General features: G+C 35.3%; 21 protein-coding genes. 12 read left to right on the top strand and 9 right to left on the bottom strand.

The window, feature by feature from the left end:
• Positions 1-45: 45 nt before the first annotated feature.
• The 5 genes from ACH0BF_RS16705 (at position 46) to ACH0BF_RS16685 (ending at position 3,941) form a co-directional block, all read left to right on the top strand.
• A complete protein-coding gene (locus ACH0BF_RS16705; RefSeq protein ID WP_406909783.1) occupies positions 46-285 on the top strand; it encodes a hypothetical protein in 240 nt (79 codons plus the stop codon).
• Positions 286-392: 107 nt separating this feature from the next.
• A complete protein-coding gene (locus tag ACH0BF_RS16700; RefSeq protein ID WP_406909782.1) occupies positions 393-815 on the top strand; it encodes a DUF4320 family protein in 423 nt (140 codons plus the stop codon).
• 42 nt (positions 816-857) lie between these two features.
• Entirely contained in the window at positions 858-1,586 is a 729-nt protein-coding gene (locus tag ACH0BF_RS16695; RefSeq protein WP_406909781.1) for a hypothetical protein, read from the top strand.
• Complete coding sequence (locus ACH0BF_RS16690; protein ID WP_406909780.1) at positions 1,583-2,554, top strand: hypothetical protein; 972 nt, start codon at positions 1,583-1,585, stop codon at positions 2,552-2,554. Before ACH0BF_RS16695 ends, ACH0BF_RS16690 begins: the two co-directional genes overlap by 4 nt.
• A 577-nt stretch (positions 2,555-3,131) precedes the next feature.
• Positions 3,132-3,941, top strand: coding sequence for a class I SAM-dependent methyltransferase (locus tag ACH0BF_RS16685; protein WP_406909779.1), 810 nt, complete (start codon positions 3,132-3,134; stop codon positions 3,939-3,941).
• 358 nt (positions 3,942-4,299) lie between these two features.
• On the opposite strand, the gene ACH0BF_RS16680 is transcribed toward ACH0BF_RS16685, so the two are convergent.
• The 9 genes from ACH0BF_RS16680 to ACH0BF_RS16640 form a co-directional block, all read right to left on the bottom strand.
• Positions 4,300-4,476, bottom strand: coding sequence for a hypothetical protein (locus ACH0BF_RS16680; protein ID WP_406909778.1), 177 nt, complete (start codon positions 4,474-4,476; stop codon positions 4,300-4,302).
• Entirely contained in the window at positions 4,454-4,930 is a 477-nt protein-coding gene (locus tag ACH0BF_RS16675) for a hypothetical protein (RefSeq protein WP_406909777.1), read from the bottom strand. Before ACH0BF_RS16675 ends, ACH0BF_RS16680 begins: the two co-directional genes overlap by 23 nt.
• A gap of 29 nt (positions 4,931-4,959) precedes the next feature.
• A complete protein-coding gene (locus tag ACH0BF_RS16670; protein ID WP_406909776.1) occupies positions 4,960-5,832 on the bottom strand; it encodes a ThiF family adenylyltransferase in 873 nt (290 codons plus the stop codon).
• The gene (locus tag ACH0BF_RS16665; RefSeq protein ID WP_406909775.1) at positions 5,829-6,803 is read right to left on the bottom strand and encodes a hypothetical protein; all 975 of its coding nucleotides are present in this window, start codon (positions 6,801-6,803) and stop codon (positions 5,829-5,831) included. The genes ACH0BF_RS16670 and ACH0BF_RS16665 overlap by 4 nt, the downstream gene beginning before the upstream one ends.
• 52 nt (positions 6,804-6,855) lie before the next feature.
• On the bottom strand, positions 6,856-7,602 hold the full coding sequence (locus ACH0BF_RS16660) for a hypothetical protein (protein ID WP_406909774.1): 747 nt from the start codon (positions 7,600-7,602) through the stop codon (positions 6,856-6,858).
• Complete coding sequence (locus ACH0BF_RS16655) at positions 7,602-8,210, bottom strand: hypothetical protein (RefSeq protein WP_406909773.1); 609 nt, start codon at positions 8,208-8,210, stop codon at positions 7,602-7,604. The genes ACH0BF_RS16660 and ACH0BF_RS16655 overlap by 1 nt, the downstream gene beginning before the upstream one ends.
• Positions 8,191-8,562, bottom strand: a complete 372-nt coding sequence (locus ACH0BF_RS16650; protein ID WP_406909772.1) for a hypothetical protein — start codon at positions 8,560-8,562, stop codon at positions 8,191-8,193. The genes ACH0BF_RS16655 and ACH0BF_RS16650 overlap by 20 nt, the downstream gene beginning before the upstream one ends.
• Positions 8,563-8,649: 87 nt before the next feature.
• Positions 8,650-9,780 carry a DNA polymerase III subunit beta gene (gene dnaN, locus ACH0BF_RS16645; RefSeq protein WP_406909771.1) on the bottom strand — a complete coding sequence of 377 codons (1,131 nt, stop codon included), beginning with the start codon at positions 9,778-9,780 and terminating at the stop codon, positions 8,650-8,652.
• 35 nt (positions 9,781-9,815) lie between these two features.
• Positions 9,816-10,682 carry a hypothetical protein gene (locus tag ACH0BF_RS16640; RefSeq protein ID WP_406909769.1) on the bottom strand — a complete coding sequence of 289 codons (867 nt, stop codon included), beginning with the start codon at positions 10,680-10,682 and terminating at the stop codon, positions 9,816-9,818.
• A gap of 421 nt (positions 10,683-11,103) precedes the next feature.
• On the opposite strand from ACH0BF_RS16640, the gene ACH0BF_RS16635 reads away from it, so the two are divergent.
• The 7 genes from ACH0BF_RS16635 (at position 11,104) to ACH0BF_RS16605 (ending at position 20,848) form a co-directional block, all read left to right on the top strand.
• Positions 11,104-11,457 carry a DUF4258 domain-containing protein gene (locus tag ACH0BF_RS16635; protein WP_406909768.1) on the top strand — a complete coding sequence of 118 codons (354 nt, stop codon included), beginning with the start codon at positions 11,104-11,106 and terminating at the stop codon, positions 11,455-11,457.
• A 36-nt stretch (positions 11,458-11,493) separates the two neighbouring features.
• A complete protein-coding gene (locus ACH0BF_RS16630; RefSeq protein ID WP_406909766.1) occupies positions 11,494-12,807 on the top strand; it encodes a DUF3854 domain-containing protein in 1,314 nt (437 codons plus the stop codon).
• Between the two features lie 182 nt (positions 12,808-12,989).
• Complete coding sequence (locus ACH0BF_RS16625; RefSeq protein ID WP_406909764.1) at positions 12,990-14,039, top strand: DUF418 domain-containing protein; 1,050 nt, start codon at positions 12,990-12,992, stop codon at positions 14,037-14,039.
• A gap of 226 nt (positions 14,040-14,265) precedes the next feature.
• Positions 14,266-15,294, top strand: a complete 1,029-nt coding sequence (locus tag ACH0BF_RS16620) for an ImmA/IrrE family metallo-endopeptidase (protein WP_406909763.1) — start codon at positions 14,266-14,268, stop codon at positions 15,292-15,294.
• Positions 15,295-15,595: 301 nt separating this feature from the next.
• A complete protein-coding gene (locus ACH0BF_RS16615; RefSeq protein ID WP_406909762.1) occupies positions 15,596-15,901 on the top strand; it encodes a hypothetical protein in 306 nt (101 codons plus the stop codon).
• Positions 15,902-16,232: 331 nt separating this feature from the next.
• The gene (locus ACH0BF_RS16610) at positions 16,233-17,306 is read left to right on the top strand and encodes a DUF6094 domain-containing protein (RefSeq protein WP_406909761.1); all 1,074 of its coding nucleotides are present in this window, start codon (positions 16,233-16,235) and stop codon (positions 17,304-17,306) included.
• Between the two features lie 173 nt (positions 17,307-17,479).
• Entirely contained in the window at positions 17,480-20,848 is a 3,369-nt protein-coding gene (locus ACH0BF_RS16605) for a helicase-related protein (RefSeq protein WP_406909760.1), read from the top strand.
• The last annotated feature ends 27 nt before the right edge of the window (positions 20,849-20,875 follow it).

The following is a 20,875-nucleotide window of genomic DNA, read 5'->3' as shown; positions in this document are numbered from 1 at the left end:
GAAACACATTCAAAATACCAATAAATTTTAGGAGGAATCAGCAATATGCCAGCTATTCAACGTGCAAAAGCATGGGTTAAATCTGAAACATCACAGTTATCAAATGAAAACGGTATGTTCATCATTTTGTTAATCATTCTGGTGATCGGGGTGGGAGCATTGTTATCTGGAGCATTAAAAGGCGGCTTCCAGAACATGATGGAAACATTTGAAGGATCATCTATGACAGACACTAGCTCTGTAACAGATCCAATCGGCAAAACAGACAAGTCTTGGGATTATTAATATATTCTAAAGCTGCTTTGAAAAAAATTTAAGAGAACAAAAACAAGAGGGGGGAAGCGACGCTTCTCCCCTAATTTCTTATAAGAGCATAGAAAGGGTTGTTTTCATTGCAAAACACAATAGCGTATGGGCTGCTTCTCCCTTTTTTCCTTTTTACAGCTATGATTTTACCGGATTTTATGATCTATGCGAACCTTTCTGTAAAAGCGCATCACGTAGCGACTAATGTGATAGAAGTAGCGGAAAAAGCAGGTGGGTTTGACTATAGTGAAGGAACTACAAGCGTTGATTTAAATCCATATATTGAAAGTGAATTGAAAAGGTACAACTTAAATGTTGACCATTGGAAGGTTGATTATACACCAGGAAAAGTAGATTATAACCATCCTTTACAAATTTCCTTAAAGGGACAATATAATTTTAAGGCTTTCAATATGATATTCGGAAAAGAGGATGCAGAAGTAAATGAGATGAAAAGCGTTCCTATTACTGTGACGAGAAGCGGAATTGGACAAGTATTTTTTCGATAAAAGCATGTACATGACATAAAAAAAAGAAAGGGAGAAGGAAACGTGTATGACTCAAAAAAATGGCTAGCATCAATGCTGGCATTTTCTTTTTTACTGTCAGGATGTTCTGGTAGTTCAATGTTTGAAAAGGAATTAAATCAAGCTAAAGCCGAGGCGGACACTCAACCAAAAGTAGAAAAATCTCCGGAAGAGCAATTAGATGACTGGAAAGAATTTTATTCAAACTTAGATTCAGAGTCTATGGATGAAACGTTGGCCGTTTACGAAAAGACAGTAGAACAGAATGATATTAGCTTTGAAGTTAAAGATCAATATAAAGATAAAGATGAATTTGCTCGGCTTGTTGCTCATATATTGTTTAGTTTAAGGAAAGGAGAACTCAATGCAGAGAAGTATCTCTCCTTCATGAATGATTTTGGTTCAAAATATTATAAGACTGTATTCCAATTAGGAGAAGATCAAAAGGCTGATCTAGAGTTTGCTAAAAATATCACTGAAGCCATAAAACAAGATGGATTAGATATAGCTTCCTATCAAATATCAAAAGTAATACACGAGGAAAGTAACCCCTTGATAGGAACTTTTTATATTATTTATGTGCAATCTAATGGCAAAAAAACATATGAACAGGCGGAGGTCGTAAAAGAAGAGGGAATTTGGAAACTGAATGAAGTACGTAATTCGGGACCGGTAAGATTCAAAGGAAAAGGGGAAGTTCTGGTTCCTACTGATTCAGAAAAGGAAGTTGAGAAAGGAAATGGTGAAGAGTGATCGTACAAACTTTAGATTTACCTAAAAAAGAACAGAATTTACATGATTATTGTTCGAAGCAATTAAAGAAGTTATGGAATGACAAATCCTTCTATGAGGATTATCAATCCTTCCTGCGTTTTTATTATTTAAAACTACAAAAGATTATTACCATCCGCTCAGAGAGAGAGGAAATTGCAGACGAGTTTTACGATTTTATCTCAGATCTTGTTTATCAGGGGTTTTACCTTGGCCTCGAGCTTATTAATCATCCAGAGGTCCAAATTGGTGATCAATTTTTGCTACAAAAGGATGGGGTGATTCGTGAACAAGTTTATGGCATTTTAACAGGTGCTGCTGGTGATTTAGAGCGTATTGTATCTCATTCGGAAAGCATGAAATTTCAAACAAAATTAAATGAAAATTATCCGACAATAGATCGTGTTATCAATCAGTTAAAGATTGATGCCTCTTGTTATGGGTGTTTCTATGCCTTATTAAATGAAAGGAAACAAAGAAAATTAAACGTGCAAGATGAGGAAGGAAAGGGAGCAAAAGGACTTCTATATCAGGCAGATGACCTGTTTTTTGCTACACCACAAACTTATTTTGCTTGCGTTGCTGTAAGTCCATTTTCAGAAGTATGGGAGTTGAACATTTGGTCAGGAGTAGAGACGAGAAGTCGTAGAATTGGAGAAATACATGTTGCTTATTTTGATGTAGATAATTTAAATAATGGATTTCAGCAATTGCCGTATTATCAAGGTTATGAAGCCATGTTAGCTGATTCTCCAAAAATCATAGCGAAGGCTCTTTTGGACGAAAAATTACCGGAGTGGGAAAAACTGTTTCATATCGATCGTATCTCAGAATCCATTCTAAATAGAAACAATATAGTGGCAGACAATTTACATGTCACCGTTGGTAGTGGGACTGTAAGTGAAATTAAATATTATAAGTACAAGAAGGAAATAGATTCAAATGAATGATAAACAAAAGAAGTATCGAAGAGTGACTCAGTGGGTACACATAAGTTCCTTGTTGATGGTTATTATATCTCTTCTTTTAATATCAAGCGGGATTATTTCTTCCGTATGGTTTGTGCCTGTATTATATTCCGCAGCTGTAATTACAGCTATTGCACCTTTATTCCAGCTACTAGTGCTTCCGTGGATATTTCGATTAAAAAAAACTCAAACAAATTACAGGAAGGGATAATGACGAAATCCCTTCCTGTTTTTTTTATTTCATGGGCATTATCTTAGTAATAAAAAATGTTGAGTAACAAATGTAGCTTTGAAATAAAGACATACTGTTTATAAAAAAGATGAGTCGGAATTATCTACACTTCATTTTTTATTAAACTAATGGTGCAGTTTACTTCAATAACAACAAGAATATCTCTTGAAGAGAACTGTTATCGTGTTAACTTAAATTTTATGATGAACCTTATTAATTCCATTATGGAATTAAAAGAGTGGTTATTATTCATTAGAACAGTAAAATTCTAAATGATAAAATAAATTTATCGAAAATTCAAATAATCAAAAAAGAGGGGAATAACCTTTGGATACAAAAATGGCTCGAAATCGTGCTGAATTATCTGGAAAGTTAACAAATGTACTAGATTCCAGAACGTTAACAAACTCACACAAAAGGCTTGCTGAAATTGTTACGGAAGGCATGGCAATTCTTGATGTTGGATGTGGTACAGGGGCAATTACTAGAGGCATAGCAGAAGCCGTTGGTCCAAATGGACGTGTAATAGGAATTGACAGTAATCCAATCTTAATTCAAAAAGCACGTCAATCATATGGCGAAATACCAGGATTATCATTTGAAACAGGTGACATTTATAATCTTCCTTATGAACAGCAATTTGACATTGTTACCTGTTCACGGGTTTTAATATGGTTATCCGACCCCTTAAAAGGATTGAAAATGATGACATCTGCTGCAAAAATTGGAGGTCGCATTTTAGTTGCGGATTACAACCATGATAAGGTTTCATGGGATCCCCTGCCACCTTCAAGTATGCTCAACTTTTACGCTACCTATTTGAAATGGCGTGCAGAAGCAGGTATGGATAATACAATTGCCGATAACCTTCCTGGACTGTTTCGAGGAGTTGGCATAGAAGATACTATTGTAACCCCCATTCATGAGGTAACAAATAGAAGGGACCCTGATTTTCAAACTCGCATTGGGATATGGGCTGATGCAGCATCAAGCAGAGGAGTTCAAATGGCGAGAGACGGTTTTATTTGTGAACAGGATTATGTAAGTGCTGAAAAAGATTATCGTGAATGGATAATGCGTGATGCTGAATCTTTAACGATGTATATGTTATCAGTTGAAGGAGTAAGGCTCTGTTAAAGTCTCACCAGAAATTAGCAACTTTATTTCAATTATAAGTTCGCTTGTTGGTATAGTTATTACTGGTTATAAATTTACAAACTCAGAAGTAGAATTATTATTCGGAGTTTCAACATTTTCGATTGCACTGTATGTAATAAAATGTGCTAAAGCTTTCGCTATCACATATCATGAAAATAAATTATAGGTCGTTTATGCATTTATAGAATTAAAAATTTAACAAGTGTAATACTGCAGAACAAAAAAGCAAGAGTAACAGATAGCAATCTGTCACTCTCGCTTTTTTACTGTTATTATTTATAGACCAACTTACTTTGTTTTGAAAGAAAATAAAACCGTTTAATCATCGGAAAGTATATTAAACACTTTCTATAAGTCGACGTTTTTCCTCCATCAATTCTTCTACATATGCTACATCAACTTCATCAGCCGCTTTTTTAAGTACTTTATTTAAGGCTCTTAATTCAGGACGAATAGATAAATACTTATTTTTGCGAAAGTGGAAACCATGACTAAAATAAGGATATTTGCTCAAATTGAGTCTTTTCCTCATCAATAAGCTCAGTTTCAAAAGATTCTTCCGATGCTTTCTCTTCAATTAATTGAAAATTATCAAACCAGTGTAGGGGGAAACACCCTCCTAATTGTTTTTTATACGGATCTTTATAAAATATAGCGTTTTTTTGATTGGCTTCCGGAATAATGAAGTACCGTTCCTTGAATGTGAGAAGCGTATACTGCTTCTCGGGTTTCCAAATAAACTGTGCGCTGTACATCTTGCCTGGTTCTAATGGAGGCAGATTAGAAGCATCTGGTTCAGGCGGCCACACTTCAACAGGTTGAAATTTATCAGCCTGAAAGCATCCCATGTGAGCATACTTATTTGGGAAGCGTGAAACATAAAAGTTTAATGGCCCATTAGGGAAAAGGTACACAACTTCAGGAAATTCACTAGCGAGTTCAGGATCTATACACTTTCCTTTTAACATGTTAATCATTCCTTTATTTAAATACTTTCTTATTCTTCTATGGTAATTGGTTGACTACGCATATAACCTTTCTGAGAATGAAACACTGTATGATGGTTCCGTAGCAAGCCATTTGAGAAGAGATCGTTAAAATAAACACTCATAGCCATCGCTGCCATTCTATTCGTCATTAGACGTTGAGGATCACTTACGACTAGATTGCTACACGCAGCTTCACTAGGCTTGTCATCTTCCTCGGTATTTAAAATGTCTGGATACACTTCTCCTGCCGGCTCTAATATAGTTTCTCCGTTAAGACGAAGACCGACCACAACTTGACCATTAAAACCTGTAGAAGCAAAAGTTCTCTTTTCTTCTAATGTCCAATTGTTTAAATTATCAAGTGTCTTTCCGGAAGGAATTTCTGCTGAAGTTACCCCCGCATCCATATACAAAATGTTCTTTTGTTCATAAAAAAACTCATGAAATAACTTTCGGCTATATGTGTTATCAACTGCTCCTATTAGTATAGGAAAGTGGATAACTCCAAACTCAGAACTATGAGAGCTTTCATTTTCATCAAATAAAAAGGATAAAGTATCCTTTGATTCAATATATTGCTTGTCATAGAAAGAAATGGGCATTTTATAGGCGCTTCTATAACGCCTTGCTAGCACTTGCGCTTTTGATTTACCAACATCACTTTCAATAAACAGCTGATTTCTTAAATTCTTTTTTTCTACAAGATCAGGATCTGCTATTAAATAGTCCCCTTTTTGTTCAGTTAAACTGAACATCTGCGCAAGTTGCTGAACAAGGTAACCACCATTCCCACCACAACCGACTTGCACAATATGATAATGTAATGAGTTATAAGTTGAGCTCAATAATTCATTTCTGAGGTTAATAATGACTTCTCTCATAATTCATATCCTCCGCTTACAACCCAAACTTGAGGATGTTGAGATGGAAAAGAAACTTCCGGTTCAAATACGAGAAAAGGGTGAAGTTCTATGTGAACATTTTGCTCGGTATTATAAGAACGAACAAATATTTCTGGACAAAAGCGATCAATGTTTCCAATGATAGCGTAGTATATATTGGAGCGTTCACTTGCATCGTCTGTATTTGAAGGTGTAGGTCTCATAATATGGTGCGAATGGATTTCCATTACTTTTTGCATTTCAGAAATCATTAGCATTTCATTTATATCCATAGCCTCCAAGTCAGGCTCTACAAATATAGAGCCTGCTGTTTGAGGAGGAATATGAAGAAAGAATTCCTTTTTTGCAGGATTATAGTAAATATCACCGTGAACTTCTACCTTGTGTTCTAGTGCAAATCCTCTTGCAATCGCAATAAAGCGGTGTAAGAGTGATTCAGGAACACGGAGATGTTTTTGTGTGTTTGAGTAAAAGAGCAGACCATCTTTCCAAAAAACAGGTCCTTTAGAATGGACATGTTCTTCGGAAGAAAGGGACGCTCCTTTTTTACCAGCTGCATTCATAACAACAATCATGTTTTTCTCTTTTACAAAAGCCATGTGAGTTAAATCCTTCACTAGTTCGGGATAATCACGCTCCATTTTGGCTCGTAGGTGTTCCTTAGTAATTTTTACTGTTTTGTTCATGTTTTTTGTTTCATCGTCAGCTGCTTCGCCAGGTGCTAAAATTCCTTCTTTAATTTCATCTTCTGTGAAGTAATCGGTTATTAAATGATTCATAGATGAAAAGCGAACGATCGTTTCATTATTAATTCCTTCTAGTATGTGGGTATCTTTTTGTGCTTTAGTAGAGGGAGTGACCTCTTTTTTCTTATTAGCTTTAGCTTTCTGAGTAGCCATTACCGTTTTAACTTCTTCTACCTCAATACCGAATGTTGAAAATAAATCCATTATAATTCCTCCTAGTAAGTTTTAATTTTTTTATTTAGTTATTTTTTGTAATTTACTTAAGTATGTCTTCCACACGTAATGCTTTGGATACGAGCCATTCTTCTGGGAAATCATTCTCCGTTAAAGCCATAGCTAACTCACGAACATTTTCAAGTCCCGAATGGTTACGACTTTCTTGCTGGTACCAATCATTTGTAAATGGACTTGAAAATAATATTTTATGGTGAATTTCTGTTAGTTCGCTCGTGTGCTTAATAGTGGGTAATTTTGTTGTGCCTATACACAGGTGTCCTTCTGAGACATTGCTAAAAGGAAACTTATAAAGTAAGTCAGTTTCCTTGATTCGTTTCCCGTTATCTTTAAGAGCAAATAGTTTATGAACAGATACTTGTCCAGTAGCTTTAGATACGTTGTAACCAATCAGCATTCTAGGAAAGCCAGTATCCAGAAAAAATGTATTATAAACTGATATATCCCATCGCTGTTTTGGTATCTCTATCCAAAACCGCTCATATTCCTGGTTAAATTTATACGGCTCATCTTCATCTATGCCCTCTGCCTTTAAATATTGGGAATAGGCTAGACAGCGCTCTGGCAAGATGGAGCTACTAACATAAACAGAAGGAGGTGGAGCCTTCTGGAACATATCAAAACTACTATCAGAAATAGACATAACCACATCGTCTAAAGTCATTTTGAATTGATCCATTTCCACTCCTTTATTGTTGCTAATGCGAACATCTACATAATCAGAAGTTTTCTTTATTGAATCATCGAATGTTAATTGGATGGTAGGCATTAAGCAGTCACCTCACTAGTTTCTATTGAATCTTTCGCTAATATCTTTTGAATAGAGTTACTGATCTCCACTAAACTTGAACTATCCAAATAGTCAAATGAAATAAGAAGGTCATCATTACAAAACATTAGTTTAAAAGAGGAGCCTCTTACATTTTTTAATAATGCTTCCTGTACACCCTGTTTATTTTGTGCTATCTGAAAAAAGTTGCTGATAATTAAAATCATTTCATCTCCATCTTTTAATTCCTCGATAGTATCCTCTGAAAATTGGATGTGTGGATAATCAGTACTAAACTTTTCCTCATCAAAGTCAAATGATGAGATTAGTTCTATAGCATGTGTCCATTCCGTATCAGATGATAGAGACAGTATGAATTTCATTCCGCATTTAAAGATAGAGATGGCAATATCAAAATTGCTATAGCATTGACCACATGGACATGGACTGATACCATCAATCAATTCATCTGCTACTTGATCCATATCTATCCCTAAGTCATAAAGACTTTTTAAATAATGAAGGTTTTCTAGGAAGCCCATCGTTGCATAATATTCTTCGCTTGATAGTAAAGTATCTTCTAACGAACTATATGAATGCCAAGTCATTGCAAGATTCCTCCATATCATAATTTTTCTTCTCGCTTGATCTGATCCTGGTGATAGCATAAGCGGTTCGTTCATTTCTATATAAATAGTTGTTTCGGTTCACTGTCATAATACTTCTGGATCCAAAACCCTGGTCACAAGGAGTGTAACGCCCCAACTCATTTATCACTTCTTCTATGTCATTAAGAGTAAAAGAAGCAAAATCAATACTTTCTATTCTTTCAAACTGATAGTCTAGTATGTGTTTACATCTTTCAGACACTTTCATTTCTCTAGCTATAATATGAGGTTTTGCCTGCTTTTCTTTAAGAGAGAAAAGCATTTTATTAAAGTTGAAACGTTTAGCATCCATTATTATTCTTCCTTTCAAATTGATGTACAAAAAAGAGAAGGGGAGTTCTCCTCTTCTCTTCTTAATATTGTGGTCTATTAAGTTTTTTTATGAAGAAACAGTCCGCACTGGTAACAGGAGACGGTATTCTCCATCTTTTTCCTCATTTAAAATAACAACTGGTCTGGACGGTCCCGAGAAGCCCAATTGAATTACTTCTGCGTCCATTGTGCGTATATGATCTCTTAAGTAGTTTACATTCAAAGAGATCTCTACCTCAGGCTCGCCTTGTATTTCCTGTATTGAGACTGGAATATTACATTTACCCAATTCCGTTGATGTTCTTACTGCTAACATATTGTCTTTTATAGTTATCGTTAAAATGATGTTTTTAGCAGTAATAAGTAATCGTGCTTGTTCCACCGCATCTATTAATTTCTTGCGTTCTATTTTCACGAGACTTTTAAATTTGGTGCTAATCAAGCGGTCCACGTCGGGATAATTCCCTTCAATAAGACGTATACGACAGCTAACATGTTCACTTTGAATAATCAGATAGTGTTTGCCAAGAGATAAGGAAAGTTTATCTTCTTTCTGAAAAAATCGTAATGCCTGCATCAATGAGGGAGCAGGAGGTACCAACTGAAAAGAGCCTGGATCATTTTGGCCTTCCCTTGGTTTATAATCTACAATTTTTCTTACTAGGACATGGCTGTTTGTGGATACAAACATTATTTGGTTACCTTCCTTCCGAAAGTGAACGCCTTTTAAGATAGGGCGTACTTCAGAAGTGAAATTTGCACAATACGTGCTCTTTTCTACAATGTCTTTAAATTCATCATAGGTTAAATCAATGAAGTCCTCTCCTTCTTCTTGAGCTAACTCTGGATATTGAGTTGCATCATAAATAGGAAGTTCAAATTCACTGTCTCCCGAAGTAATTCTTAAGGATTTTTCGGTAGCTTCTAATGTAATGGTTTCTTTTAATTGTTTGGTAATTTCTGAAAGGGAGCGATGTACAACTACTTCACCCGCTTCTTTAATTTTAAGATTTTCATTTTCTGCTGGTAAAGTAATTACAACAGTTTCGTCAACATTTGAGCGGATGATCCGAAGGCAATTATCTTCCGCTTTCATATAAATCCCTTCTAGAATGGGAGTTTCTTTCTGACTGCTCGTGTTACGAACATTTTTTGTTAATGCGTCTACTAACGTATTTTTCTCAACTAGTATTTTCATTTTTTATTCCTCCAAAATCTTTTATATGGTATTAATCAAGCTACTTTAGAAGTAAATGATTTCTTTAGATCATCTACTAATTCTGGTGTGACTAATGTAAGAAGCCCTACATAAGAATTGATTTTCTTCTGAAAATGTTGGGATAAAAAGTTAAATACCATTCCTTTCATTTCTTTAGAATTAGGGGAATGTTTCACAATATCCATAATGTCACATACAGGTTTTAAGACACCGATATACTTATCAGCTTGGTTGTAAGTTGGCTTAGTTGCGGCTTGTTTAGCATTACTTGAAAATAGTGTTGTTAGCAATCTATTTTTCTTATCAGGGTCTAATGCTAAACGTTTTTCCATGGCATAAATTGCTTTTTTCTGGCCATCAGAAGCTTCGTTATTGCTAGAATTTTTTCCTTTTTGATTAGATTGATAGCCTTTGTTATTTTGTCGAGACTGATCATTCTTCTTTTCCAGCTGAAGGTATAAACCAATCCCAAGTTCTTGAGCTGCTTTTGAAAAAGCTGCACTTTTAACTGATTTATAGGCACTACCTAAATCGACAATCTGTCCTAACTTTTCCTCATTTTTGTTATGGCGAGCTATTTTCAACCCACTATCCTGAGACACTTTTTTAATACGTCCGTTCCATTTTGAAAAATCAACGGTTATGGTACAGGTGCAAGTAATCCAATCTTCTTCATGATGCCTAATATCTGAATACTCAACATCGAATGCATCAACACCTACCACAGTAATTAATCTTTCTTTAACTCTCTCTACAGGGATAAACCAGTAGCCATTCTCTTGTTGATCTAATATGTTTTCTGGAAATGGTTCTGCTAAAGCCTCCTGTATTTCTTTCATTGTCTTAAGGTCATCTCGTAATTCTAAAAAGTGATCTGCCATGATATAGCCTCCCTGAAAGTATTTTTGGACAAACAAAAAAACAGCCCTCCAGGTGATTACTAATAAAATCAGTAAATACCCGAAGGGCTGTTATTGTTATAAGTCCGGTAAAAAAATAAAAAAGTAAAAAAATGATACTACACATTCATTATAGTAAATACTAATTTAAAGAACAAGTATTTTCGACGGAGTCATTAGGATGAAGGTCATAAGCTTTGCCTAATAACTAATGAATGCAGTTGTTTAAAACTTAGGTTCGTTATATACTTATAAGAGTATTACCTAATTTTTCTTTTTTTCTTTTTTTAATCAAACCAACAAATAGTAGCCCATAGGGTTTTTGATTTAGCCATTTTGCTATTAATCAATTTCCCTATGGGCTTTTTTGTTGTCTATTTTTAATTTTCAGGAGGGAAAAACATTGAAACTAGTTAATAATTCAAAGTCATGGTGGGAAAAAATTAATGAAGCGTTACACAAGAGAACAGGATGTATACGATTAGGATTTCATTCTAAAAAACAGATGAACGGGAGAGGTTACTATACTGGGGATATTATTTCCTGTATAGAGACAGGTAGGGTTATCGAAATAGAAAAAGGTTATAATTCACGCTTAAAAAAAATGTGTACTAACATCACAATTGAAGGTAAAGACAGAGATGGCAATCCGGTTGTTGTTATTTTCTCAGAAGAAAAATCCGGAAACAGCCCAGTGTTTTCAATTGTGACGATCCTGCCACCTACTGATCGCAATAGATTTAGTAAAGTGATTTAGCCAATTAACAATTAAAAGGAGAAAGGATGGGTAGTAATGGCTTATAAAAGTGGAAGACCTACATTAAGAAAAACCAAAATGGATGGTTGGTATGAGTTTTATCGGGAAGCTTGTCCAATCTGTGGAAAAGTAGATCAGTGCGTCATTCATGAAGATAATAATAGGGTTTGGTGTTTGAGAGTAGCATCTGATATCGTATGGGGTAAAAACTCAACAATGCAAGGATGGTTGCATTTTCTAAATGAAGATAACAGAACATTTACTGCCTCAGATTTTGCCAATGCCGATACTGGCTCACATCAAGAAAAGAAGAGTGATGGTCATTTGAATCGAGTGTACCGTGCTTTATTAAGTGAAATGGAACTTCGGCCTGAGCATAGAGCGATGCTTAAAAAACCAGATAGAGATATGAACGAGGAAGAGCTGCGTATTCGCCAATACCGGTCATTCCCTGAAAAACCATATGAAGTGGTAAGAAAGGTTGTTGAGCGAGTAGGAAATGTCGAAGATTTAATCGGAGTACCTGGTTTCTATTCCAAGGAAGGAAAGTACGGTCGTTATTTTACTATTAGCGGATTTCCTTCAACTATTATGATTCCTTTTAGGAATCACAAGAACGAAATAGTAGGTTTTCAGTGGCGTGTTGATGAAGTGAAAAATCAAGTGGTATATTCTTCAAGACTTGATAAAGAACTAGAAGCTTATGTTGTAAAGCAACCTAATCTTGTAATAGCCAAATATAAGGGGATAGAAGTTTTTAAGGGATCTATGGAATTAAAAGAAAAAAAGGATATCAAATTGTCAGACGGTCGTTACGTCGGCACAATTAAGTTGGACAAGGGACAAAGATACATGTGGTTTAGTTCAGCAAATAAAGAGTCAGGAACTGGTGCTGGCCCCTTACCTATTCATGTTAGTGTACCGAGCAGAGTGTTAAAGAACTGGAAAGTAGGTCAGCTGCTAAAAACGGATACAGTAGTGGTAACAGAAGGTCCAATAAAGTCTGATAAATCAGCAGAATTATTAGACCAAATGCTTCAGACTGCAGAAGAAAGACTATCTTATGGTACCACTGTTCTTAGTGTTCCAGGAGTTAATTCATGGCGTCTTCTATGTCCATATTTTGAAGAAATGGGAGTAAAGAATATTAACTTTGCTTTTGATATGGATGCAGAGGAAAATCCAGATGTTAGAAGATATTATCATGATGCAATTAATTTTTTCAGTGAAGCAGGTTATAATGTTAGTTTTTTCATTTGGGACCGTTCGTACAAAGGACTTGACGATCTATTGATTAGGAATTTTTTACCAATTAAATATAATATACATGGTGAACAGATTGTTGAGTGACAATAAAAATGTATACAGGACAATGAAGTCGTGTACTGGACAATAAAGTTGTACACTAGCCGTATTTAAGGGAACTCTCTTTAAATACGGCTTTTATTGTTTGGATACGAATGAATCTAATGGAGTGGATATACATTTTTAGGTTTATTTGAGACGAGATAGGATTATCAAAGGAGAATAAAATGAATTTAGTTAAAAAGGATCATCGAATTGAAGAACTTGATTACTTAAGAGGGTTTGCCCTGTTAGGAATATTATTAGTAAACATACTTCCATTACTTTCTGTTAGTCCACCACTAAGTGATACCTTTAACGCAACTTACCAAAGGTTCTTATATTTATTTGTTGAAGGACGTTTCTTCGCCATTTTTTCATTTCTTTTTGGAGTGAGCTTTTACATCTTTATTTATAAGGCTAATGATAAAGGGAAAAATGCAAAAGTATTATTTTTGAGAAGAATTATGTGTTTATTTGCTATGGGGGCAATCCATCTTTCGTGTCATCCAGGAGAAGCACTAACGGTTTACTCAGTGTACGGACTTTTAGTGTTACCTTTTTACAAAGTGAAAGAAGAGACTAATCTATTTGTTGGGCTGTTTCTTCTGTTTATATTCAGTATGCTCTCCATAAAAATACTGTTGCCGCTTCCCTTAATTTTATTGGGACTTACTGCTGGCCAGTATAAGGTTTTTGAAAATTTAACGCTATATAGAAGAAAAATCTATATCTTTACTTTAGTTACTTTTTCTTTAAGCGCATTATTATTTGTCTATCAATACAATCAAGCTCCTTCAAAACCATTCGATATAATGAATATAGAAAACGTAGATAGCAGTGATTTTCTACAAATAAATAAGTTTATTAATACAGGAATAATGATAGGGGCTATTAATTCTGCTTTTTATGTAGGTATGCTACTTACTATTTTAAAGGCTAAGTCAGTTAGATTAATTTTGTCGCCGTTAAAATATTTAGGCCAGATGGCATTAACCAATTATATAGGACAGACTGCTATATTAATAACAGCTAGCCGCCTATTTGGAATTTACAATCAAATATCGTATTTACAGACCTTATTTATATGCCAATGTATCATACTATTCCAAGTTATTTTTAGTATTATATGGCTCCGTTATTTTAAATATGGTCCACTTGAATGGGGATGGCGTATGTTTACATATTCTCATGTCATCTCTATAAGAAAGATCAGCTCACAACGAAATAATAACTAAGTTTAATCTTACAAATATCAAGGTAATCTTAAGAATACATTCACGTGTTCATTTGAAACAAAGATTGATTACTATAGGAGCTGTTTAGCAAAGTCAGACTATATCTATTCCAGTGAATCCTAATTGTAGAAGAAACGTATAAAAGTAAATAGGAGAGTAAAAAATCAAGATATGATTTGTTGTTTGATAAAATTACTTGCTAAAAGAAGAAAATGAGGGGAACAACATGAAAGATAAAAAATCAGCAAAAGAAAGATTTTTAGATGAGTTCATAGGCGGAGTGGAAGACTTTGATAAACATTTGGCAGAAGAAATATACAAGGACGAGAATCCTTATCTTAAAAATAATATGATTAAAATATTAGAAGAGCAAGAAGACTTTGGAAATGTAATAAATTTAGGTTTAGGTCGAGAAATGTGGTATAGTAATGACTTTTTTATTAATTGTCTTATTTTAGATTTTATTACAGAAGCAGAAGATGACCTGGTTGATGAGTTAAAACAAATTTGGGTTGGAATGCTTGGTAAACCGGGAGTAAATGCAGAAGCAATAAATATGGATGAGGAATCTGAAGGTTACTTAATTAAAATGCATTTTGAAATGGATTTAAATATTCAGCTTATTTCTGAGTTGGTTGCATACCATGTTTATGGAATGCAAATTAAAGATATGAGCGAAAGGAATAAGCTACTTCCAGAAATGGCTGAATTATTGTTATATTTGCTTAACAAGGAAGCGCTACTGAAAAAAGCTAAAGAAGGTGCAAAGGAGGATCAGGTGGATCGTAATTCTCCTAGATTACATATAGCATCGGAGTTGAATGAAGCAGGCATGAAATTTGTATTAGGTCATGAAATTGGTCATCATTTTTTAAAACATACAGAGTCGAATGGAAAAAACATTGTATCGAAATTTATACCGACGGATGTTACTTCTAATCAATTTCATTTAGATGAATTTGCTGCGGATAACTTTGGCTTTAACCTATTAATTAGAGGGATGAAAGAAAGAAACGACAATAAATTATTAGCCCCGTTAATGGTAATCTTGATGCTGGCTATATATGATAGAACGCCTGAAGAGCCTAGTCAGTGTCACCCTTCATTGAGGGATAGGTACCTAAACCTATTAAGCAGGGTGTCTGAACACAATGAAGAAGTAGCATTTGGACTTCAACAGATATTTAATTATGTAGCTACTTGGATTAACAATACCGTGCATGGGAGTTACTGGAAAACAGAATGGTGGAAGTAGAAAAAGAAAGGAAATTGTATCACTCTCAAACTACCAATTATTTCGATAAAACCATAGGCTTTAACCAAAAGAAAACCGTTATTTTGATCACTCTCATTTCAAAATAACGGTTTTTTAATTGCTATTGCATATGGAAAGAAGAGTGTTTTTAATCAATATTTATTTTAAAGACACATCATGCGGTCGAATTTTGTCTAATCAAAAATCTTAATAAATTTTAAACGAACTATTAAAGTAGTTTTAACAAAGTTAAATATTTGTTTATAAAAAGTTTTTAAAATATCCTTAAGGAGGAAATAAAATGTATTATTCTGATGAAGAATTTGCAGACAAAGTTAATGACAAGTTGGGGAATATTAGATTTTTCAAGAAATGTTTACGTGAATTAGATCTTATCGGAAGTAGACAAAGACTATCAGATGACTATATCGAAATGTTTGAGGAAGTTAGCCATTATAGGGAAAAAAATAATTCAACGTGGGAAGCAGCCATGAACGAAATTTTACCTAAATATACTCAAGAGCAAGATGGTAGTAATGAGAACACTCAATTGGACTTACTAAAAGAAATATTAGCTACTTTAAAAAGGATTGAAGAAAAAATTTAAGCTGGGTAATTACCCGGCTTTTTTTATCACCTTCATAAAAATAACAATGCTTTAATTAAGTTCCATCCTTTCTATTTGTAGGTAGCTATATTATAATAAAAATGTAGTATCCTTTCTTTTTTTCTTTTTTTCTTTTAACTATAAACAATAATTATGCGGTCTTTCGGATCGATGAATGATACCACTCTTTTAATTAGCGCTTAAGCAGCTGTTAATGAGTGAACAATCATCTTTTCCGAATGGCCGCTTTTTTATTTGTCCAATGCAACAACTAAGGCATTTTCGGAAAAAGAGAGAAGGGATCATTAAACAAATACTAGGAGGAGTTATTATGTCACATGTAGGAAACAAATTACTTTCAGGTTTTTTTGCTTTTCCAGAACGCCAAGGGAAACATTTAGCAAAATTAATTAAGCAAAGAGGAAACAGAGCGGCTTGGTTCGATCCAACTTGTGGAGAAGGAGCTATTCTTAATCAATTGTCCATAGCCGTAGAGAAAAGCGAAGACTGTATGATACGTACATATGGCGTGGAGTTGGATAAAGGGCGTTTTCAAAAAGCGGAGCAGGTACTTGATGAAGTGATTAATGCCCCTATAGAATCAATGGTTGTATCAAACAATATTTTTTCTCTTGTCTTTTTAAATCCACCGTATGATTATGGGATTAAAGGAGCAGGAGATGACAAAGCTGATCGGAAAGAATTTTTAGAACTAGAAAGAAACACACGTTATTTGGCGCCCGAGGGTATTCTAGTTTATGTAATCCCGAGTTATCGTTTCGCCGATAAAAAAATAGCCAGATATCTATCAAGTCATTTCGAGGAAACAGAGATGATGCGATTTTCTGATGAAGATTACAAAGATTTTCGTCAATGTGTTTTTATTGGTAGAAAGAAAAGTAGCACCTTTAAAAAAACAGATGAAGAAAAAATGTCTTTTTATCAAAAGATGGAAGAAGAATCATTTGTTGAAAAATATATTCCGACAATTGATTCTATTGAAAATGTATGGACCATTCCAGAACAAATAGGAGCTGTAAAAACATTTTACACTAAGGTAGAAGATAAAGAGAGGTATCATGAAGGAATTGTAAATTCACCAGGCTTCCTAGCTTTTAAAAATCGCACTAAGCCGCGAACATTACAAACAGGAGGCGATCCAATCTTACCGATTAATCAAGGACAGATGGCGCTTCTTCTTGCATCTGGGGCAATAAATGGACTTCTAGGTATAGGGGAAACATTACATCTGATTCAAGGACAAGAGAATGTTGAAACGATTGAGGAAGAAGAAACTCAAATTAGTGATAGTGGGGCTAAAACAACGAAGTATGTTGAACGAACAAAACGTTCAGTTAGTGTAAAGTTGCTTACCCCAAAAGGGATTATCCAAAAACTACAATAAGAAAGATCAATTCATTTTATTTTTTTCAGTAAAGAATCTCTTCGACTTTTTGACTGATTGAGGTCCGAAGAAGGGAACAGACCAATTTAATAAACAACAGGAGGTGAACTCCTGTCATGTGACAAGAAGACCGATACAAGTAATCAGGTCTTTTTTTGCGTGCCAGGATGTAGATGACAACATTACAAACAGTAGATATTTTTAAGAAAAAGGAAGAAACAACCGATCATCCAAAAATGGTGGAGGTATTTGTAGATGGTAAAACCTATCAAAATGCTTTTTGCTATTCAATGATCGTAGCAGATGATCCTGGAACACGTAAGACTATGCTTTCTTGCATTATTGCTGGAGCGGATTCAACCATGCAGTCTATGAAAGCGGCCATTGATTTGGGAGCTTTTGGATTTTCGTTCGGTTATGGTGTGAAAGGACAAAATGGCTATCACTTCAATGAAGAAGTGAAGCTTCATACAGAAAAAGGGAAGTATAATTACTTTCCAATGAGCCTTGAAAATAGAAAAGCGTACGCTATTGTTCACGATGATGTGCTTGATGGAAAATACCTAATGAGTTTTAATCCCTCTCCAGCACAAGATATTCGCACACTCCTTGGAGGGCATAATTATGGTTTACCAACGTTAGAGGAATGGGCAGAAATTTTAACAGAAGAAATGAAAAAGCGAGAGCATCTGAAAGAAGTACCCATGTATTATGATGTAGGTATTTTCCCTGATGGTTTTCATTTCTTTGAAGTCAATATGACTGAAGAAGAAGGAGATGCCATGTTGTCTGAACTTATACAAAATGGCAGATTAGCTTTCCCAGAGGAGGGAAGCGGAAGCAAAGTTGAGGAGATAACTGACTTAACAAGCTATATGACGGAATACTCAGAGGATATGTTGAAAAAAATTTCATCATTTTTGAAACCTACACATAACCCCGTAACCGACCAGAGTTACTCATATTTCAATGAGTATAATATGCAACTCTTCCCGGTACAAGCACATGTTGCCACAGGGATTGCGAAGCGTTTGCAAAAGCAAAAATCTGTGATTTTACAGGGTGAAATGAGTACGGGCAAATCAAAGATGATGACAGCTATTGCAGATGCATATGCCAAAATGAAAGGTAAAAAAGGCTTCCATGCAATATTGATGGTACCGCCAAGCTTAACGGATAAATGGAGCAAGGAAGAAATCTATGATCTTCTTCCATCACCGCGAGCTAAAGTTATTCATGTGGCATCTACTGCTCAATTAATTGAATTTCACCAATCATGGATTAGAGAAGGCAAACCAAAGCCAGAAGTGCCAACCTTCTTCGTTGTATCTTTCACGACAATGCGAAGTGATAGCGCTATTGAACCAGCGGTATCGTTTAGCTATCTGAAAACAAAGAAGCAAAAAACGCTAGAAAGACGACCATATCGATTTGGGTATTATTGTGCTGATTGTGGGCTTCCACATCATGTAATTGAATCGGAATCTACTAAGATAAACGAAGAAGGGGAAGAGGAAAAAGAAGTACAAAAGAAAATAATGGAGGAAAGTGAATTCGGAACTTCTAGACGACTTCATAACAATAAAATGCCGGCCAATGCTTTTTGTTCAGAGTGCGGCTCTTCTTTATGGAAAAAAGCAGCTCCAACTCGTTATCAATCATTTAAAGAATGGACTGAATACGAAAAACAGTTGATTTCTGCTATAGAAACAAAAGATCCTTTCGCAGTTAGGCGTGTAAAAGAAACCCAACCTGATATTAAAAAGAAAGTAGGTTCTCCTCGTCGAATTGCCACAGTGGAATATATTAGACGTAAAATGAAACACTTCTTTGATGTAGCAATCATAGATGAGGTACATGAGCTAAAGGGAGGAGCAACTGCACAAGGTAATGCGTTAGGTTCACTTGCCGCAGCATCCAAACGTGTAATTGCTGGAACAGGCACCTTATTTGGCGGAAAGGCTTCTGATATTTATTTTCTTCTATGGAGACTGTTTCCATATGAAATGGTTAAGGCAGGATATAAATATTCAGACATTAATCGATGGAATTATGAATATGGGAACGTAGAAAAGGTCACTTATTCATCTGATGGAAGCTCGTCTACCGAGTATACAAATAAACAATCACGTGGAGGAACAAGAACAAAATCGACAGAAAAGGTGTTACCAGGGATCTCTCCGTTTGTTTTCGGGCGCTTTCTCCTTCAAAACACTGTCCTGGTACGGCTGCTTGATGTATGGCCAGATCCGGTTGAACTTGTAAATGTTCCTACCATCATGGTTGATATGGACGAACGTTCCAAGCAGCTATATCAAGATATGAAAGACACTTTTGAACATGAGATTAATAATAACAAAGGAAAAGACAAGAAGTTTAATAACTTATGGTTGCTATACACGGATACAGGGATTGCCTATCCAGACAATCCACACCGTTTTCCTTCAGTTAATGCCAAAGGCACTGACGGATTGAGGCACCATATTTGGTCACCTGTTGAATACATGGAAGAAGATTATGTCACTCCAAAAGAGAAGAAGCTAATAGAGATTATCAAAGGAGAAATTGAGGAAGGAAGACCATCTATTGTATATGTCAGGGATACCGGAACTTCGGTAACTGATAGAGATATCCAACCCCGTTTACAAAAAGTGATTGAAGAAAACGTGGATGGGGCAAAAGTTGCTATTTTACGAAATAATACGACCAAAACGGACCAACGTTCTCACTGGTTGAAGAAAAAGGTAGAAAAGGAAGGACACAACGTTATCATTGTCTCAATGGAGCTCGTTAAAGTGGGATTAGACTTACTGGCAACTCCAACGATTATTTTCTATCAATTCAGTTGGTCCATGTTTACAATGGGTCAAGCCTCGAAAAGAGCTTGGCGCATTGGACAAACAGAGGAGTGCCGCCTTTTTTACCTAGCATATGCAAATACATTCCAGGAAACCATGGCCTTGTTAATTGCTCAAAAAAATAAAGCATCGAGTGCTATTAATGGCGATGTTTCTAGCGACGGATTAAACGCTATGCTTGGAGATGAAGGGGATCTTCAAACTATGTTAATTAAGAGCATCCAGAACAATGAGAAACTTGAAGGGTCATCTGAAGAGTGGGTTTCAGCTACAACTGACCGTGCACGTGAGCTTCTGAGTGGCATAGGAAAGAAAAAGAAATCTGCAACGCTCTTCGATCAACTTATTGCTTGGGCAAAAACAAAAAGTATGGATCATATCACTATATCGACTATAGAGGAGAAAAAGGATGTCATCATTTCTCGTCTACAGCAGCAACAAATTGTTGGATTTCATATAGATCAAAATGTATTATCAATCGATGAATTTATCGCTTTTGGATTTGGCAGTGTAACAGATGGAGACTTAATTCAGCATCTTCTTGGTGATAAGCCCAAAACAACTGGCTTTCAAGATGTTGAAATTCGAATTATTGCCGAACCAATTAAAAAACGAAAAGGCAAGAATGCGAAAAGTGTTACTCAGTCTGAGGATGCACAGCTTGCCCTAGATTTATTTGCGTAAATAATAATATAAGTGATTGCACCTCTC

It is taken from the genome of Pseudobacillus sp. 179-B 2D1 NHS, assembly GCF_045370945.1.
In the GTDB taxonomy this organism is placed as follows: Bacteria; Bacillota; Bacilli; order Bacillales; family Domibacillaceae; genus Pseudobacillus.
The sequence above is the reverse complement of the archived record's forward strand: the minus strand, read 5'-3'. Positions and strand labels throughout refer to the sequence as shown.

What these genes read in the sequence shown, in the direction of transcription:
- ACH0BF_RS16705 (WP_406909783.1), top strand. Translation starts at nt 46, where the DNA reads ATGCCAGCTATTCAACGTGCAAAAGCATGGGTTAAATCTGAAACATCA.
- ACH0BF_RS16675 (WP_406909777.1), bottom strand. Translation starts at nt 4,930, where the DNA reads ATGTTAAAAGGAAAGTGTATAGATCCTGAACTCGCTAGTGAATTTCCT.
- ACH0BF_RS16670 (WP_406909776.1), bottom strand. Translation starts at nt 5,832, where the DNA reads ATGAGAGAAGTCATTATTAACCTCAGAAATGAATTATTGAGCTCAACT.
- ACH0BF_RS16665 (WP_406909775.1), bottom strand. Translation starts at nt 6,803, where the DNA reads ATGGATTTATTTTCAACATTCGGTATTGAGGTAGAAGAAGTTAAAACG.
- ACH0BF_RS16660 (WP_406909774.1), bottom strand. Translation starts at nt 7,602, where the DNA reads ATGCCTACCATCCAATTAACATTCGATGATTCAATAAAGAAAACTTCT.
- ACH0BF_RS16655 (WP_406909773.1), bottom strand. Translation starts at nt 8,210, where the DNA reads ATGACTTGGCATTCATATAGTTCGTTAGAAGATACTTTACTATCAAGC.
- ACH0BF_RS16650 (WP_406909772.1), bottom strand. Translation starts at nt 8,562, where the DNA reads ATGGATGCTAAACGTTTCAACTTTAATAAAATGCTTTTCTCTCTTAAA.
- dnaN (WP_406909771.1), bottom strand. Translation starts at nt 9,780, where the DNA reads ATGAAAATACTAGTTGAGAAAAATACGTTAGTAGACGCATTAACAAAA.
- ACH0BF_RS16640 (WP_406909769.1), bottom strand. Translation starts at nt 10,682, where the DNA reads ATGGCAGATCACTTTTTAGAATTACGAGATGACCTTAAGACAATGAAA.
- ACH0BF_RS16630 (WP_406909766.1), top strand. Translation starts at nt 11,494, where the DNA reads ATGGCTTATAAAAGTGGAAGACCTACATTAAGAAAAACCAAAATGGAT.
- ACH0BF_RS16625 (WP_406909764.1), top strand. Translation starts at nt 12,990, where the DNA reads ATGAATTTAGTTAAAAAGGATCATCGAATTGAAGAACTTGATTACTTA.
- ACH0BF_RS16620 (WP_406909763.1), top strand. Translation starts at nt 14,266, where the DNA reads ATGAAAGATAAAAAATCAGCAAAAGAAAGATTTTTAGATGAGTTCATA.
- ACH0BF_RS16615 (WP_406909762.1), top strand. Translation starts at nt 15,596, where the DNA reads ATGTATTATTCTGATGAAGAATTTGCAGACAAAGTTAATGACAAGTTG.
- ACH0BF_RS16610 (WP_406909761.1), top strand. Translation starts at nt 16,233, where the DNA reads ATGTCACATGTAGGAAACAAATTACTTTCAGGTTTTTTTGCTTTTCCA.
- ACH0BF_RS16605 (WP_406909760.1), top strand. Translation starts at nt 17,480, where the DNA reads ATGACAACATTACAAACAGTAGATATTTTTAAGAAAAAGGAAGAAACA.